The following is a 15480-nucleotide window of genomic DNA, read 5'->3' as shown; positions in this document are numbered from 1 at the left end:
GGCACAACCGGACGTTGTGTGCGCCGCTTCACGATGGGTGACGGCGATCACTTTGCGGGCCAGGGGAATTGCGGGGCCGGTCGCTGCCGTGAGGTTGGCAATTCCGGCCTGATTGGCAACCTTGGTCAGGCCGGACGTCAGACCGGAATCGTGGTGGAAGTCGTTCTGCGGCCGCCGAGTTGGGCCGGCAGCCGGGTGTATCCGTGCAAGTTGATCAGCGACCGCCGTTGCGGGGCAGCGGTGAGCCGCAGATCGGGGAAGTTCTCGAAGAGCGCGCGCAGTGCGGTGGCGCCCTCGATGCGGGCCAGGGCGGCGCCCAGGCAGGCGTGGATGCCGGAGGCGAACGCCAGGTGCTCGCGCGCATTGGGTCGGGTGACGTCGAAAGTGGTTGGGTCGCTAAACACTTTGGGGTCGCGGTTGGCGCCGCCGAGGAACAGCCCGACCATCTCGCCGGCGCCGATGTGGGCGCCGGCGATGTCGACGTCGCAGGAGGGGGTGCGCGCGGTCATCTGGACCGGGCTGGCGATGCGCAGGATCTCCTCGACGGCCGAGGGCCACAGGTCGGGATTGTCGTGCAGCAGCGCCAGCTGCTCGGGGTGTTGCAGCAGCAGCACGATCCCGTTGCCGATCAGGTTCACCGTGGTCTCGAAACCGGCGCCGACGATGAGCGCGGCGTTGGCGGTGAGTTCGCGGTCGGTCAGCGACCCGTCGGCGGCCATCCGGCCGAACGGATTGTCGCTGTGCGGGTCGGCGCGCAGCTGGTGGAAGTGCGCGAGCAGGTACTCGTCGACGCCGCGCAGCCCGTCGATGGCGTCGCGGTAGGTCTTCCAGTCGATGCCGAGGTCCAGCAGCGGAGAGCCGCTGCGGCCCCACGCCAGCATGCGCGGATAGGAATCGGGCGGCATGCCAAGGATTTCGGCGATGATGGCGACCGGCAATCGGGTCGCGAAGTCCGCGATCAGATCGGGCTGCGGGGTGGCCGCGATGCGCTCGATCAGCTCCATGGTCACCTGCGCGACCCGGGTGTTCAGTGCCTCGATGGCGCGCGGGGTGAAGCTCTGCGCGACCAGTTGCCGGTAGCGGGTGTGGTCGGGTGGATCCACGATCACCATGGCGGGCGGCTCCACCGGGTTGGCGACGCCCGGGTCGGTCTTGGCGATCAGCGCCCGCACCGGACGCGGCAGCTCCATCTCGGTGGGTGAGGTGACGCCAAAGCGCTTGTCGCGCAGCACTTGTCGGCATACCGCGTGGTCGACGCTGGCCCACACGAAGGGTGCACGCATCAGCGGCCCGCGGGCGCGGATCTGTTCCATCAACGCGTAGCGGTCCTCGCCCGTCGTTCCGCTGCGCAGCAGCCGCGCCAGCGGGTCACCGCGCCGGGCCTGGACCGCGAAGTAGGCCCGCGGCAGGCCGTGCATGGCCATCCACCGGGCGCCGAGCCGGACACGCATGGGCGATCCCTCCGAAACCGTGAGCCAGTCACGAGACGTGCGATACAGTGGAACTCTAAATGTCTCAGATGGCTTGTTCGTCACGATACGACGGCCGCGGCCGGCGGGCAAGGAGGGATGCGTGACCGCGACGCGAACGGCGGAGTTCGTGCGACGACTCACCGAACCCGACCCCGTCGTCCTCGCCCAGGTCGACAACCCCGACGAGATCACCGCCCGAATTCTGGCCGCCACCCTCGAACAGGCCGAACTCGTCGGGATGCGCCGCACCACCATGGAGGACGTGGCCCGGCGCAGCGGCGTCGGGCGCGCCACCCTGTACCGGCGGTTCCCGACCAAGGCGGCGCTCGTCGACGCCGTGGTGCTGGCCGAGGCGCGCCGCTACCTCGAGGGGGACGCGCAGGCCTGGGCGCAGGGCGCGACGTTCGAGGACCGCATGGTCAACAGCACGGTGTTCTCGGTGACCTTCATGCGCGAACACGCGCTGTTGAAGAAGTTGCAGCGCACCGAGCCCGAGACGATCCTGCCCAGCCTGACCGTTGACGCGGGCGTCATCCTTGACTACGCCATCGAGTACACCGTCGGGCTGCTGCGCAGGGAGCTCTACGGCACGGAGACCACCCCGTCCCAGGAGCGGCACCTGCGCACGGTCGCGGAACTGCACACCCGGCTGACGCTGTCGTTCATCGTCACGCCGCACACCAGCATCAACCTCGCCACCGTCGACGACACCCGCAGTTACGTGCGCAACTATTTGATGCCGATGGTGGTCGGGCCTCGCTAATGGGCCCAACGGCACCGGACTGGGCGGCCTTGGCCCGCCCATGTCGAATGTCGTTGCGGCTAGGGTGGGATGGCGTGGCTCGCGCGGGGGCGCCGCGGTAGCGACACGCGTGAGGTTGGCCACGTTAGCTCGACGCCCGATTCGGGAACTCGCGGGCTGAACCGTCGTGAGAGTGGTGAGAAAGGACAGTTCTGGTGAGCTCCTCGTCCCGCGGGTCGCGGCTCGGCGCCCGGTTCGGGCCGTACGAGCTGCGATCGCTGATCGGCACCGGGACGGTGGGTGAGGTCTACCGCGCCTACGACACGGTCAAGGACCGGTTGGTCGCGCTCAAGCTGTTGCGGGGCGAGTTGGATGCTGGTTTCCGGCAACGTCTTTGGCGCGAGTGTCGGGCGGTGACGCGGCTGCAGGAGCCGCACGTGCTGCCGCTGCATGACTTCGGCGAGATCGACGGCGTGCCGTTCATCGACATGCAGCTGGTCGACGACGGGGGCAGCCTCAAGGAGTTGCTGCGCGAGCAGGGCGGGCTGGAGCCGTCGCGGGCGGCGTCGATCACCGGGCAGGTGGCGCGCGCACTGGACGCCGCGCACGCTGCCGGGTTGATGCACCTGGACGTCAAACCGGAGAACATCCTGCTGACCCACGACCACTTCACCTATCTCGCCGACTTCGGGCTGGCCCAGGCCGCCGGCGACGAGAAGCTTTCGCGCACCTACATGGCGCCCGAACGGTTCACCACCGGAAGCCTCGGGCCGCAGACCGACATCTACTCGCTGGCGTGTGTGCTCTACGAATGCCTCACGGGTCAGCCACCATTCGAGGGTGCCGACCCGGGGGAGCTGAGGAGCGCGCACCTGCTGTCGCCGGCACCACGGCCCAGCATCATGCGCCGCGGTGTCGGCCGGGCGTTCGACGACATCATCACCCGGGGGATGGCCAAGCAGCGAAGCGCGCGATTCGCGTCCGCCGGGGAACTGGCCCGGGCGGCCAGCGAGGCGGTGTTCGCGGCCTACGAGCCGGTGTCGGCGGCGGCCGGGCTCGGCGGGCCCCGTCCGTTGCCGGCGCCGCCGGCGCAGTTCGACGACCCGGACGACACCTTGGGGCCGCCCCCTGTTGGCGAGCGACCGCCGCGCGGGCCGGCGGGCCGGCTGCCCGTGGTGGTGACCGCGGTGGCGGTGCTGATGTTGATCGCCGGGGTGGTGCTGTCGGTGAAAACCGTTGTGGGGACTCATCACAACAATTCGGCCCCGCCGCCGGCCCCGACCACGCGCGCGTTGGCGCCCCCGCCCCCGACGACCCCGCCGCCACCGCTGACTCCGACGCTGTCGCGGCCGGTGACCGGCGCCGACGGGCTGGGGTTCATCGGCGAGACGGCGCGCTGCGACCCGGGCAACCCGCCGGCCGCGGTGGTGCGCACGGCCAAGTCGCTGGCCGTGGTGTGTCAAAACCTCAGCGGCAGTTACTATTACCGCGGCGAGCGGATTCGCGACGGCGCCCACATCGAGCTGTCCAACGCCGAGCGGGTGGAGGACGGGTTCGACGTCACCAATCCGGTCGACGGCGTCGTCTACGAGGTGCGGCCGAATCGGTTGCGGATCATCAGCTTCGGGCACGTCGATTCGTCCGAGCCGGTGCTGCAGTACGCGACGGCGTCATAATCGGCACGGTTCATTTTTGGGGCGCGTGTTGGGGCGGGTCGTTTGCGCCGGCTCTTGGGGGTGTTACGAGAGTCTCATGGGGATCATCGGTCACATGGGTACCGGTTTGCCTACCATGAGATCACTCCCAAATCTGCTAGCGGATGTGATAGCGCTCCTGTCGAAGCGGCCAATGGGACCGTTGCGTGTAGGGGCACGGGATCACCACGGCCGCAATGTTTTGCGGCTCTTTCCGGGTGCGAAGGTGACCGGCAGCTGGCCCAGGCCGGTCATGCTGGGGTTGCCCAGGTATTGGTGCACGTTTTCGACGTCGACCTGGTAGTCCGGGATGCGGTCAAGAACCGCCCTGACCATGACCTCCGACATCAGCCGCGCTAGGTGGGAGCCGATGCAGCGGTGCGGGCCCAGGCCGAAGGCGACGTGGCGGTTGGGTGCGCGGTCGAGGATGATCTCGTCGGGCCGGTCGAATTCGTTTTCGTCGTGGTTGGCCGACAGCCAGCTGATGACGACGCGGTCGTTCTTGCGCAGCCGTTGGCCGGCCAGGACAACGTCGTGAGTGACTGTGCGACTGAGGGTTTGGTTGACCGAGAAGTAGCGCAGGAATTCGTCGGTGGCGGTGCGGTAGAGCTCGGGGTGGTCGATGAGTTGCTGCCGGAGGTTGGGGTGGGTGCCCAGGTGCAGCAGGGTCAGCGCGGTCTGCGAGGTGGTGGTGTCGACGCCGCCGCCGATCAGGTTCCACAGGATGTTGAGCAGCTGCTCGTCGGTGAGGCGGTGGCCGTCGAACTCGAATCGAATGAGGAAGCTGGTCAGGTCTTCTTCCGGATCCGCCCGTCGGCTGGCGGCGTAGTCGAGGACTTCTTGCATCATCGCCGGCACCTTGGCAATCGCGGCGGCGTACTCGTCGCTGTCCTGGCAGACGGCCATGACGGCGTGAAACAGGTTGGCGTACAGGTGCCAGTTGTCGTAGGGCAGGCCCATCAGCTTCATGGTGAGGATGGCGGGAACGGGGCTGGCGTAGTCGAGCACCAGGTCCATCTGCCCTGTTGTTATTTGTTGGTCGAGGAACCAGTGGGCGGATTGCTCCATGAACGGCTTGAGCTTTTCGACGGCGCCGGGGGAGAAGAACGGGGCCAGCGCGTGCCGTAGCGCTTGGTGGTAGGGGCCGTCGACCTCGCCGAGGCCCAGGGCCGGTTGGCCTTCGGGTCGCGGGACGCCCATCTCGCCCTGGTAGTCCACGCCGTCTGCGGCGTTCGGCTCGTACTTGTGGGCGAAAGTGTCGCCGTTGCGGGCGGTTTGGCTGACGGCGTCGTAGCTGCTGAGGAACCAGAACCCGCCGTAGTTCTCGTTCCACGCGACCGGACATCGTTGCCGCAGTTCGGCGTTGACGGCCAGTTCGTTGAGGTTGAACGCGTCGGAGTGATGGTCGAAGTCGACGATCGCGTCGGGGCTGACGTTCGGACGTGTGGCCATCGAAAAGCCCTCCAACGGAAGGTAATTTGCGTATTCGGCGGAAGCGGGCCGCTATTGGTTTATCTTTTGCATTATTACGCGTTCCAGCTGGTTGCAGTAGGGGCCTCGACGCCGGGCGGCGTCGGGCAGGGCCGGTTCGGTCCGACTTGCTGCGGGAAGGTTGCCATGACGAGCCATCGCACGGTTTTTAATCACGTTGGGTTATGCGTGGCGGATCGGGAGCGCTCCCGCCGGTTCTACGAGGGCCTGCTGGGTTTCCAGTTTTGGTGGGAGATTGACCCGCCCGACGATCGGACCGCTCAGCTGGTGGGGCTGCCCGAGCCGCTCGGCGTGCATGCGACGTATCTGGTGCGCCACGGCCTAGTGCTCGAGCTGATCGACTACTCCAAGCGCCGGGTTCATGCCGGCTCGCAGCGGACGATGGATCAGATCGGGCTGACGCACATCTCGTTCTCGGTGTCCGACCTGCCGGGTGTGTTGGCCCGGGTGCGCGAGTTCGGTGGAGCGGTGGTCGACGGGAGCGTGTCCGACGGCGCCGCGATGATCCGGGATCCGGACGGGCAGTTGTTGGAGTTGCTGTCGGACGGGTGGTTGGCGGCATTGCCGGCGAGGCCGTAGTCGGTCGGCCGGATGCGGGCGACAAGGCGATGTTGTCGGTGCCGGATGAGATGGTCTCGTAATGGAGACGGCGCTCGGTCGAAGCGATCGCCCGTCACCAAACACGTCCTCTCAGAGCGGCTTTGGGCAGGACAAACTTGGCCGCTCCCGGAAGGGCTACAATTGTGCTACATTTGTAGCATGTCTGAAGTGGCGTCTCGCGAGCTGCGCAACGATACGGCGGGGGTACTGCGGCGCGTGCGGGAAGGGGAGGACGTCACCATCACCGTCAACGGCCGAGCCGTCGCGATGCTGACCGCGCTGGGGCCGCAGCGACGGCGGTGGCTGAGCAAGGCGGAGTTGCTGTCGCGCTTGCGCCGCGCGCAAGCCGATCCCGGGCTACGCCAAGACCTCGCAACCCTTGCAGGCGACACAACTGAGGACCTCGGTCCGATCCGATGACTGCAAGGCCGGCCGGGGTGCTCGACACCTCGGTGTTCATCGCGTCCGAAAGCGGACGGCACCTGGACGAGGCGCGAATCCCCGACGAGGTAGCCACCACCGTCATCACCCTTGCCGAACTTCACGCCGGCGTATTAGCCGCGACGACGTCCGACGTTCGGGCGCAACGCCTCGCAACGCTGGAATCGATAGCGGATATGGAAATGTTGCCAGTCGACGACGACGCGGCCCGCATGTGGGCAAGGTTGCGGATCCACCTAGCCGAGGCTGGACGGCGGATGCGGGCTAATGATCTGTGGATCGCGGGGATCGCGGCATCGCGGGGACTGCCCGTTGTCACCCAGGATGACGACTTCGCCGCACTCGACGGCGCGGCGAACCTGGCGATTATTCGGGTTTGAAGGTGTGTCTCCGAGGTGCGCAACCTGGTCAAGCACGTGCGGTGCAGAGTCGCAGGGGCGAATGCGTTCCAGTCACACGCCGGTACGCGAATGGCGGTGGAGTTGAGTTCACTCTTCGCTCGCTGCTTTTCTGTCGGACCATCAAATTAGTTGTAAGCGGTACTTCCGGCTTCGGGATGCGTCGTGCTGACGAGCTTGGCGGCGCAGTGATCTCGGTCAAACCCTTGGAACCTGCACCAGGCCAACGGGCCAGAGGAGTCGGCGAAGGTAAGGCCGGCAACGGTAACCCAGAAGTCCGGCCCGGAAAAAGTCGACCAATCACCCGACCAAAGCAACTTTACGTTGGGATACCGCTGCCTCAGCTGCAAGTGCTCCCGGAGAGTCATTGCGTTGTCCCACACAACACCGTTGTCTACGACACCCGGACGTTTGGAGCTAAGTTGTGGAACCCAGCGGTCGGCGAGTTGCGCGCGAACAAACGCGCGGTCGTCATTGGCGATCTGGTGTAGCTGCTGTGTGGCGTCTTGTGGTGCCGACGTCGGCGTGCTGGGTAATCGGGCCGGCTCGGTACCTGACGGAGGCGGCTCGGTCTCATAGGTAGGCACGGGGTTGGTATAGGAAACAAGCGGTGAGGTTGATGGCTCCGAGGTGCTTGAATTTCGTTGTGTGGTAAGGCCAATGACCAGTCCGGTGCCGCCGACCAAGAGCGCCACCGCGACCCCAACAATGGTCAGCACCATCAATTTCTTCGAGCCGCCTTGGTCTGCGTCGGTAGCACTTACCGGACCTGTTGCGGGATAAGGATATTGGGCAGCGAACGGCGGATAGCTAGAAGGCGCACTGACGTATTGCGGCGCCAGCAGTGTATTGATGCCGGCCGAAGTGGCCGGATCGGGAGCCAGCGCGCGCTTTGCCGCGCGTCCTAAGGCCCCAGCACTCCCATAGCGGTCATCTGGATGTTTAGCCATGCCGCGGGCAATGACATCGTCAAACGACGCCGGAACGTGCGGATTCACGGCACTCGGCCGCGGAGGCGGTGACGACAGATGGGCGCGGATGGCCTGCTCCGCGCTGTGAACCGGAAACGGTTTCGCACCCGTGAGTGCCTCGTAAAGGACGCATGCCAGCGCGTAGACATCCACCGCTGAGGTTGTTTCCTCATCACCGAATCGTTCAGGCGCCATGTAGTCGAAGGTGCCGACTGTGTGCCCTGCCATGGTCAGGTGCGTATCACCTCTCGCTTCCGCGATGCCAAAGTCGACTAAGTATGCGAAGTCGTCTGGCGTGACAATGATGTTCTGGGGCTTCACGTCACGGTGAATGAGGCCTGCGGCATGGGCAGCGTCCAACGCCGATGCGACCTGCCGAATTATGTCGGTGGTCCGCCGCGGCTCAAGTGAACCCGTCTTGAGCATTTCGTGCAGTGTTTGACCCTGGACCAGTCGCATGTCGATGTACAGGACACCGTTAATCTCACCCCAATCATGGATCGGGATGACGTGAGGCTCCTGCAAAATTGCGGCTGCCCGCGACTCGCGCAGAAATCGCTCACGAAACTTTTCATCGTCGGCATAATTGTCGGTGAGTAACTTCAGCGCGACGGCTCTGCCCTTTTTGGTGTCGTACGCCTCGTACACCTCGCCCATGCCACCTTTACCGATCAGCCGCCTTATCTCGTATTGGCCGAACGATGTGCCGACCAGCGACTTCATGGTGCCCCTCCTCTGACTTTCGCTTCGGTCAGTATCCGGCGCAGGAGCTAGCTCGCGCAGGAGTTTCCGGAGGAACCGCGGAATCTGTACGGGTGTAGGCGCCGCTCGTAAATCGTTGCGTCGATGCTTCACCAGGTGCGTTGCCGCGGCTTACGGTTAATCGGCCCCGCCGAGCATGATCGCATTCAGTATCCTTCGGTGAACGAGCTGACGGCACCGGCGGAAAGGCAACAGGAGTGACCCGACTGCCCCTCGCGAACGCCGACGAGCAACCCGAGCAGATCCGCCAACTCTTGGAGCGCCCCGACACTCTCAACGTCCTCCGCCTGATCGCCAACGCCCCCAACATCTTCGAATCCTGGTCGCAGATGGCCAGCCAACTCTTCGGAACCGAAACCTTCAGCCCGCGGATGCGCGAAGTGATCATCCTGCGAGTGGCCCACTTACAAGACTCGCCCTACGAGCTCGCCCAGCACGTCGTCTTCGGCCGCGCGGCGGGACTGACTGACCACCAGATCGACGCCCTGCAAGACAAGGCGGACCTCGACGCGGCAGGGTTCACCGACGAGGAACGCACCGTCATCGACACCGTGACCAAGCTGTGCACCACCCACCGCCTGGATGACGCCTCCTTCGCCAAAGTGCACACGCTGCTCGGCGACGAGGCCCTCACCGAACTTCTGATGATCGTCGCGACCTACTACGGCCTGGCATTAGTCCTCAATGCAACGGACCTCGACATCGACGCAGCGACATGACCCGCATCCCGTACCGCCGGCCCGAAGAGATGCCCGCCAGAGCCCGCGAATTGACCGCCCGCCGAGGCAATCTCAACGTCTACCGCACACTCGCCAACGCCGAGAAGGTGTTCACCAGCTGGATGGTCGCCGGGGACGCCGCGCTGAGCAGCCCGGTGCTGCCCCGACGGCTGCGCGAACTCATCGTCCTCCGCACCGCATCGGCGATGGACTGCGCCTACGAGCTCGGCCAACACCGGGACGTGGCACGAACCGTCGGCCTCGACCCCGCCACCATCGACGCCGTCATCTCCGAAACCGGTTGGCAGACCGGCGATCTCACCCCCACCGAGCTGGCGGTGCTGCACCTGACCACCGAGCTGGTCACCACCCGCCGGGTCGCCCAACCACTCTTCGATCGCGTGCACCGCGCCCTCGGCGCCGAGGCCACCGTGGAGGCACTGATGGTGATCAACCGCTACGCGGGACTGGCGTTGATGCTCAATGCGCTCGAGGTGGACCTCGACGAGACCGCCCGGCTGCCCATACCGCCGCCGAGCTGAGCCCAACACGGCGGCACCGAGATCGCCAATCTCCTCAGGGGAGAGGACGCCTCCCGTAATCTGCATGATGTGGCACCCAAGCCCAAGTCAACCCGTCTGTCAGTCGAGGACTGGCTCGAGGTGGGCTACACCGTGCTCGCCGAAGAGGGCGTGCGGGCGCTGAAGGTCGAACGCCTCTGCCAGCAGGCCGGTGTCACCCGCGGCAGCTTCTACTGGCACTTCGAGGACATCGACAACTACCGGGCCGCCCTGGTCGAATCGTGGAACAAGTTCCTCGAACGCGACCGCCAGGCGCTCGCCGAGCTCGACTCGCTGCCACCCCGGGAACGCCTCTCAGCCATGATGGGCACCCTGGTCAGCCCGCAGTACTGGATGCTGGAGCGGGCGATGCGCGAATGGGCGCGCCTAGACCCGGTCGCCGCCGAGAACATCCGGGCCGCCGACCGGCACCTGCTGCGCACCGTCACCAAGGCCTACCGCGACTACGGCTTTTCCCCCGAGGACGCCAAGCTGCGCGCGGAGCTGACCTTCGCCGCGGGCATCGGACTGCTGCACCTCACCGGCTCGGCCGAGCAGGCTCAATCGCTGGCCCAACGCGAACGATTCCTCGACCTGATGCTGACCGAGGCGGGCGTGGCCTCAGATCATTGAGATCGGGGAGATCTTCGCCCCAATCGCCAACGCCCCGGCCAACTCTCGGCTCGTGTCGTAGTCGAACACCACATGCCCCGCGGCGATGTCCACGTCGCGCTTGGCGCGCTGCATCGGGCTGGACAGGAAATGAGCGCTCGCGCCGGACGCCTCCGTGACGTCGGCGATGATCGCCCGGCTTTCGTGCACCGTGCGCGCGGCCGCCAGCCGGGCCTCGGCCCGCACCGAGCGGCTCACCCGGTCGCCGCCGGCGACGATCGCCTCGATCCGGTCGGCGGTCTGTGCGACCAACGCCCGCAGCGCGTCCAGCCGCACCCGGGCCTCGCCCAGCCTGATCTGCGCGGCGGGCTGATCCTTTTGCGCCACTGCGCTATACGCCAGCACCCGCTCGCCGAGCCGGTCGGCGAACAGCTGCACCACCCGCTCCGCCGCCCCCAGCACGGGCATCGCCGCCGTCAGCGCCAGCGCGGGCACCATCGGCCAGCGGTAGGTGGCGGCGGCGTGCTCGCGCGCGCCGGGCGCGGTCCCGCCGTAGATGTCGGCCACCGCCACCAGCCGATGCTCGGGAACGAAGACGTCGGCGATCACCACGTCGTGCGAACCCGTGCCGCGCATGCCGGCGGTGTGCCAGGTGTCGACGACCTCGAACTGCCCGGCGGGCATCACGACCAACGCCGGATCGATGCGGTCGGTGCGCTCGATCAACGCGCCGACGATCAGCCAATCGGCGTCTCTCGCCCCCGTCGCCCAGGACCACCTGCCGGTCAGCCGCACACCACCGTCGGCCGGTGTGGCGCGGCCGGTGGGCGCCAGGGGAGCCGGCGCCAGCACCGGCCCGGACGCGAAGACCTCCCGCTGCGCCCGCGGATCGAACAACGACAGCATCCAGTTGTGCAGCGCATAGAAACCCAGCGTCCAAGCGCTCGACGCGCAGCCGTGCGCCATCCGCCGAATCGGTTGCAGCAGCTCGGGAAACGAGGCTTCCAGGCCACCGAACCGGGCCGGCAACAGCAGGCGGAACAGCTCGGTCTGCCGGAACTCGTCGACCGTCGCCGCCGGCAGCCGGCGCAGCCGCTCGGCCTCCTCGGCACGCTCGCCCAACCGCGCCACGAACTCGTCGGTGATGCCATGCAGCGGGTGATCTTCGACCACGGACATGCGCACGACCGTAACATACTTTTTAGTATGTAGAGCCCGCGGTTGTTACCATCGCGCGGTGAGTGATCGCCGAGGGCCGCGGTCCGTGGCCCGCCGCGACGTCCTGCGCCTCGCCGGCGCCATGCCGGTGATCCTGGCCGCCGGCGCGGTACTGCCCGGCCCGCGCGCGGCGGCCGGTGTGGCCGGCATGTCGGTCTTCCTCGACCCGGGCCACAACGCCGTCAACGACGCGTCGATCAACCGACCGGTGCCCAACGGTCGCGGCGGCAGCAAGCCGTGCCAAACCTCCGGGGCGGCGGCCGACGACGGCTACCCCGAGCACGCGTTCACCTGGGCGGTGGTCGGCCTGATCAACGCGTCGCTGAACCAGATGGGCGTGCACACCCAGCTATCCCGCGCCGACGACAGCGGCGTCGGTCCGTGCATCGACCAGCGCGCCGACGCGGCCAACGCGATGCGGCCGGACGCGATCGTGAGCATCCACGCCGACGGCGGGCCCGCGTCCGGCAGCGGATTCCACGTCAACTACTCCAGCCCGCCGCTGAACGACGTCCAGGCGGGCCCCGCCGTGCAGCTCGCTCACGCGATGCGAGATGCCTTGGTGCAGGCCGGTTTTCAGTCCGCCACCTACATCGGCTCGGACGGCCTGTACGGCCGCGACGACCTGGCCGGGCTGAACCTGGCTCAGTACCCGGCGGTGCTGGTCGAACTCGGCAACATGAAGAACGCCGGTGACGCCGCGCGAATGGAAAGCCCCGATGGCCGGGCGGCATACGCCGCCGCGGTCACCGCGGGAATCGTCGCCTTCCTGAACGCGAAAGCGGCGTCGGGCTAGCCGAGCGGCTGCTCAGCTGCCGAAGCCGCCGCCGCTCGGCGCCGCCACCGTCGCCGGCCCGCCCAGGCCGAGGTGGCTGGAGGCGAACGCGACGCCCTTGTCGATCATTTCGTTGTCGTTGGCGTAGGTGTTGTGCGCGGCGAAGTTCATCCCGTCCGAGCACACCGGATCCTCGGTGGCGCACACCTTCAGCGTCTTGTCCTGGTACGCGGGGCCGATGACCACCGGCGGCTCGTTCAGGAAATTCATCGCTCGCACGTTGGGCATGCCGAACAGCACCACCGAGGAGACGTGGTTGGCGACCTCGGGATCCAGCGGCTTGGGCACGGTGTTGGGGTCGACGCCGTCGGGCACCGAGGCCGAGGTGACGAAGCCCATCACGGCCGCGCCCTGCGAGTAGCCGCCGAGCACCATCTTGGTGTTGGGGCAGTCGTGCGCCATCGAATTCACATGTGCGCCCGCATCTCTGATGCCCTCGATGCCGGTGTCCCACTGATCACTCGCGGGGTAGTTGACCGGGTAGACGTCGAAGGACCGCCCGCCCACCCGCTGGTGCAGGGCGTCGACGAAGGCCTGTCCGGTGGGGCCGACGCCGGGGGCTTCACCGGTGCCCCGCGCGAACACCACCTGGATGTCCGGACATTGGGCCGCGGCGGTGGGGATCACCGAACCGGACACCGCCGAGGCGGCCACACCCGAGGCCGCCATGACCAGTGCTGAACCGAGAGAACGAACGATGTGACGTGCGAACATGCCGTCGAAAATGCCCATGCAAGCCCCTCCCAAACCTGTCAAGTTTCCGACCGTTTAATGAAATTTTCCTGTATGCCCGGGCGCGGCGACGAACGGTGGACAGGGGCGGCGTCGCCTCCATCGGACCGACGCCGCAATTGCGCAGTCGCGTCGTGTACCAAGACAGTCTAAGCGTCGTTTGGGGTATCCACGGGCGGGTAGCCGGAGACCGCGAGCACAAAATCCACTACTCACGGTCTGACGAGGTGACGACATGGCAACGGGTGAAACGGGTTTCGACGACGTGACCTACGACCTGATCTCCGTCCAGTACCACTCGCTGAAGGCGGGCCACGACTACGGCCAGTACGTGCGCGACGCGAAGAACGCCGGCATGGAGGAGATCGCCTCCTTCTTCAGCGAGGTGATGGCGCAGGACTCCGAGCGGGCGCGGCGCTGCCACGAGTTCCTCGGCCAACTGCAGGGGACGCCCGCCGCCGGCCCGGCCACAAGATAAGAATCACCGCGAGCCGCCGCGGCCGCCTGCCGAGCTAATGCCCGAACCGGGTCAGCCCGAGCGGGGCTCGGACCGGCGTTTGCGCTGACAAGGACGGGGTAATCGCGCGCAATGACCCGTCGTCGCATTACCGCGCGGGTGTCAGCATGGTCACATACTGGCAAAGCTCGGATGCGCCTGTCGGCGCGGCCTATTAGAGTTGCGTATCTTAGGGAAAGCTTAGGTATTCGTTAAGTAATGGGTTAGGTAGCTACGGAGCAAGGCTGTGGTCACAGACCGTTTCGACGCGATCATCGTGGGTGCGGGTTTCGGCGGCATCGGCGCCGCCATCCAGCTCAAGCGCCTGGGCTTTGACAACATCGTCATCCTCGACCGCGAGGACGACCTGGGCGGAACCTGGCACGTCAACCACTACCCGGGCATCGCCGTCGACATCCCGTCCACCACCTACTCGTACTGGTTCGAGCCCAACCCCGGCTGGTCACGGCTGTTCGCCCCGGGCGGCGAGGTGAAGCAGTACGCCGCCGACGTCGCCGACAAATACGACGTGCGCCGGCACATGCGGTTCAACACCACCGTCGAGGGCGCGCAGTGGGACGAGGACGCCGAGGTGTGGCGGGTTGCGCTGGCCGGCGGCGAGAGCCTGACCACCCGGTTCCTGATCACCGCGACCGGCTTCCTGTCGCAGCCGCACACGCCCGACATCCCGGGCATCGGCAGCTTCGGGGGAAAGGTCGTGCACACCACGGCATGGGACCACGACTACCGCTACCAGGGCCGGCGCATCGCGGTCATCGGCACCGGGGCGTCCGCCGTGCAGGTCGTCCCGGAGCTGGCCAAGGAGGCCGGGGAGCTGACCGTCTACCAGCGCACCGCCACCCACGTGCTGCCCAAGGTGGACTTCGAGTTCGACCCGGCGGTGCGGCGCCTGTTCGCGCGGGTGCCGGCGGCGCAGCGCGCGCTGCGCTGGGTGACCGACGTGCTGCTCGAGATCATCATGATCGTCGGCGCGTTGCACTTCAAGGAATCCCGCGGCCGTGGCAACATCTCCGCCTCAGATCTGGCCAAGATCAACCGATTTCGGTGGATCCGGGACAAGGAACTGCGCGCCAAGCTGACGCCGGACTACGACTGCGGCTGCAAGCGGCCTACCTTCTCCAACAGCTTCTACCGCGTCCTCACCCAGCCGAACGTGCACCTGGAGACCAACCCGATCGAACGGATCGAGCCGGACGGCATCGTCACCGCCGACGGACGCAAGACCGTCATCGACACCCTGGTGCTGGCAACGGGTTTCGACCTGTGGGAGGCAAACTTCCCGGCCATCGAGGTGATCGGCCGCAAGGGCCGCAACCTGGGCAAGTGGTGGCGCGAGACCCGGTTCCAGGCCTACCAGGGCGTGTCCATGCCGTACTTTCCCAATTACCTGAGCCTGGCCAGCCCGTTCGCCTTCTCCGGCTTGTCCTTCTTCCACACCATCGAATACCAGATGCGGCACATGGACCGGCTGCTCGGCGAGGTCATGCGCCGCGGCGCGACCACCTTCGAGGTCACCGAGGAGGCCAACGACCGGTTCATGGAGCGGATGACCAAACTGCTGGACAATTCAGTGTTCTACGCCGGCAACTGCGCCACCTCGCGGTCGTACTACTTCAGTCCCAGCGGCGAGGCCTCGCTGCTGCGGCCGACGTCGACGCTGAACTCGATCCGCGAAGCCAGCAGCTTCCCGCTCAGCGACTACGTCATCGCCTAGCT

Annotated in this window: 16 protein-coding genes; 11 read left to right on the top strand and 5 right to left on the bottom strand. The window is 66.7% G+C overall.

Annotation, left to right across the window (positions count from 1 at the left end; genetic code table 11):
- Window positions 1–137: 137 nt before the first annotated feature.
- On the bottom strand, window positions 138–1451 hold the full coding sequence (locus tag MAA44156_RS11255; RefSeq protein WP_009976398.1) for a cytochrome P450: 1314 nt from the start codon (window positions 1449–1451) through the stop codon (window positions 138–140).
- A gap of 121 nt (window positions 1452–1572) precedes the next feature.
- On the opposite strand from MAA44156_RS11255, the gene MAA44156_RS11250 reads away from it, so the two are divergent.
- The gene (locus MAA44156_RS11250) at window positions 1573–2235 is read left to right on the top strand and encodes a TetR/AcrR family transcriptional regulator (protein WP_009976400.1); all 663 of its coding nucleotides are present in this window, start codon (window positions 1573–1575) and stop codon (window positions 2233–2235) included.
- 194 nt (window positions 2236–2429) lie between these two features.
- A complete protein-coding gene (locus tag MAA44156_RS11245; protein ID WP_009976402.1) occupies window positions 2430–3890 on the top strand; it encodes a serine/threonine-protein kinase in 1461 nt (486 codons plus the stop codon).
- Between the two features lie 201 nt (window positions 3891–4091).
- Here MAA44156_RS11245 and MAA44156_RS11240 read toward each other — a convergent pair whose 3' ends face one another.
- On the bottom strand, window positions 4092–5360 hold the full coding sequence (locus MAA44156_RS11240; RefSeq protein WP_023884275.1) for a cytochrome P450: 1269 nt from the start codon (window positions 5358–5360) through the stop codon (window positions 4092–4094).
- Window positions 5361–5525: 165 nt separating this feature from the next.
- On the opposite strand from MAA44156_RS11240, the gene MAA44156_RS11235 reads away from it, so the two are divergent.
- The 3 genes from MAA44156_RS11235 to MAA44156_RS11225 all read left to right on the top strand — a co-directional run bounded on the left by MAA44156_RS11235 (window position 5526) and on the right by MAA44156_RS11225 (window position 6820).
- On the top strand, window positions 5526–5978 hold the full coding sequence (locus tag MAA44156_RS11235) for a VOC family protein (protein WP_029248457.1): 453 nt from the start codon (window positions 5526–5528) through the stop codon (window positions 5976–5978).
- Between the two features lie 180 nt (window positions 5979–6158).
- On the top strand, window positions 6159–6419 hold the full coding sequence (locus tag MAA44156_RS11230) for a type II toxin-antitoxin system Phd/YefM family antitoxin (protein WP_009976405.1): 261 nt from the start codon (window positions 6159–6161) through the stop codon (window positions 6417–6419).
- Entirely contained in the window at window positions 6416–6820 is a 405-nt protein-coding gene (locus MAA44156_RS11225; protein WP_023879930.1) for a type II toxin-antitoxin system VapC family toxin, read from the top strand. Before MAA44156_RS11230 ends, MAA44156_RS11225 begins: the two co-directional genes overlap by 4 nt.
- Window positions 6821–6966: 146 nt before the next feature.
- On the opposite strand, the gene MAA44156_RS11220 is transcribed toward MAA44156_RS11225, so the two are convergent.
- Window positions 6967–8532, bottom strand: a complete 1566-nt coding sequence (locus MAA44156_RS11220) for a serine/threonine-protein kinase (protein WP_029248458.1) — start codon at window positions 8530–8532, stop codon at window positions 6967–6969.
- A 236-nt stretch (window positions 8533–8768) separates the two neighbouring features.
- Here MAA44156_RS11220 and MAA44156_RS11215 point away from each other — a divergent pair, with 236 nt between their 5' ends.
- From MAA44156_RS11215 to MAA44156_RS11205, 3 genes are all read left to right on the top strand, one after another.
- On the top strand, window positions 8769–9290 hold the full coding sequence (locus tag MAA44156_RS11215; RefSeq protein ID WP_009976411.1) for a carboxymuconolactone decarboxylase family protein: 522 nt from the start codon (window positions 8769–8771) through the stop codon (window positions 9288–9290).
- Window positions 9287–9832, top strand: a complete 546-nt coding sequence (locus MAA44156_RS11210; protein WP_009976412.1) for a carboxymuconolactone decarboxylase family protein — start codon at window positions 9287–9289, stop codon at window positions 9830–9832. The genes MAA44156_RS11215 and MAA44156_RS11210 overlap by 4 nt, the downstream gene beginning before the upstream one ends.
- Window positions 9833–9952: 120 nt before the next feature.
- Entirely contained in the window at window positions 9953–10483 is a 531-nt protein-coding gene (locus MAA44156_RS11205) for a TetR/AcrR family transcriptional regulator (protein WP_011724637.1), read from the top strand.
- Here MAA44156_RS11205 and MAA44156_RS11200 read toward each other — a convergent pair.
- A complete protein-coding gene (locus tag MAA44156_RS11200) occupies window positions 10472–11641 on the bottom strand; it encodes an acyl-CoA dehydrogenase family protein (RefSeq protein ID WP_009976416.1) in 1170 nt (389 codons plus the stop codon). The genes MAA44156_RS11205 and MAA44156_RS11200 overlap by 12 nt on opposite strands.
- A gap of 58 nt (window positions 11642–11699) precedes the next feature.
- Here MAA44156_RS11200 and MAA44156_RS11195 point away from each other — a divergent pair, with 58 nt between their 5' ends.
- Entirely contained in the window at window positions 11700–12476 is a 777-nt protein-coding gene (locus tag MAA44156_RS11195) for an Rv3717 family N-acetylmuramoyl-L-alanine amidase (RefSeq protein WP_023879931.1), read from the top strand.
- A gap of 12 nt (window positions 12477–12488) precedes the next feature.
- Here MAA44156_RS11195 and MAA44156_RS11190 read toward each other — a convergent pair whose 3' ends face one another.
- Window positions 12489–13247, bottom strand: a complete 759-nt coding sequence (locus tag MAA44156_RS11190) for a cutinase family protein (RefSeq protein WP_003872393.1) — start codon at window positions 13245–13247, stop codon at window positions 12489–12491.
- Between the two features lie 235 nt (window positions 13248–13482).
- Here MAA44156_RS11190 and MAA44156_RS11185 point away from each other — a divergent pair, with 235 nt between their 5' ends.
- Window positions 13483–13725: a hypothetical protein gene (locus MAA44156_RS11185; protein WP_003878208.1), complete on the top strand. Its 243-nt coding sequence runs from the start codon at window positions 13483–13485 to the stop codon at window positions 13723–13725.
- A 265-nt stretch (window positions 13726–13990) separates the two neighbouring features.
- Window positions 13991–15478: a flavin-containing monooxygenase gene (locus MAA44156_RS11180; RefSeq protein WP_009976421.1), complete on the top strand. Its 1488-nt coding sequence runs from the start codon at window positions 13991–13993 to the stop codon at window positions 15476–15478.
- The last annotated feature ends 2 nt before the right edge of the window (window positions 15479–15480 follow it).

The sequence above is a fragment of the Mycobacterium avium subsp. avium genome (assembly GCF_009741445.1).
In the GTDB taxonomy this organism is placed as follows: Bacteria; Actinomycetota; Actinomycetes; order Mycobacteriales; family Mycobacteriaceae; genus Mycobacterium; species Mycobacterium avium.
This window is presented reverse-complemented; position numbering and strand designations above follow the sequence as displayed.

What these genes read in the sequence shown, in the direction of transcription:
- MAA44156_RS11210 (WP_009976412.1), top strand. Translation starts at nt 9,287, where the DNA reads ATGACCCGCATCCCGTACCGCCGGCCCGAAGAGATGCCCGCCAGAGCC.
- MAA44156_RS11235 (WP_029248457.1), top strand. Translation starts at nt 5,526, where the DNA reads ATGACGAGCCATCGCACGGTTTTTAATCACGTTGGGTTATGCGTGGCG.
- MAA44156_RS11255 (WP_009976398.1), bottom strand. Translation starts at nt 1,451, where the DNA reads ATGCGTGTCCGGCTCGGCGCCCGGTGGATGGCCATGCACGGCCTGCCG.
- MAA44156_RS11240 (WP_023884275.1), bottom strand. Translation starts at nt 5,360, where the DNA reads ATGGCCACACGTCCGAACGTCAGCCCCGACGCGATCGTCGACTTCGAC.
- MAA44156_RS11190 (WP_003872393.1), bottom strand. Translation starts at nt 13,247, where the DNA reads ATGGGCATTTTCGACGGCATGTTCGCACGTCACATCGTTCGTTCTCTC.
- MAA44156_RS11185 (WP_003878208.1), top strand. Translation starts at nt 13,483, where the DNA reads ATGGCAACGGGTGAAACGGGTTTCGACGACGTGACCTACGACCTGATC.
- MAA44156_RS11230 (WP_009976405.1), top strand. Translation starts at nt 6,159, where the DNA reads ATGTCTGAAGTGGCGTCTCGCGAGCTGCGCAACGATACGGCGGGGGTA.
- MAA44156_RS11200 (WP_009976416.1), bottom strand. Translation starts at nt 11,641, where the DNA reads ATGTCCGTGGTCGAAGATCACCCGCTGCATGGCATCACCGACGAGTTC.
- MAA44156_RS11225 (WP_023879930.1), top strand. Translation starts at nt 6,416, where the DNA reads ATGACTGCAAGGCCGGCCGGGGTGCTCGACACCTCGGTGTTCATCGCG.
- MAA44156_RS11220 (WP_029248458.1), bottom strand. Translation starts at nt 8,532, where the DNA reads ATGAAGTCGCTGGTCGGCACATCGTTCGGCCAATACGAGATAAGGCGG.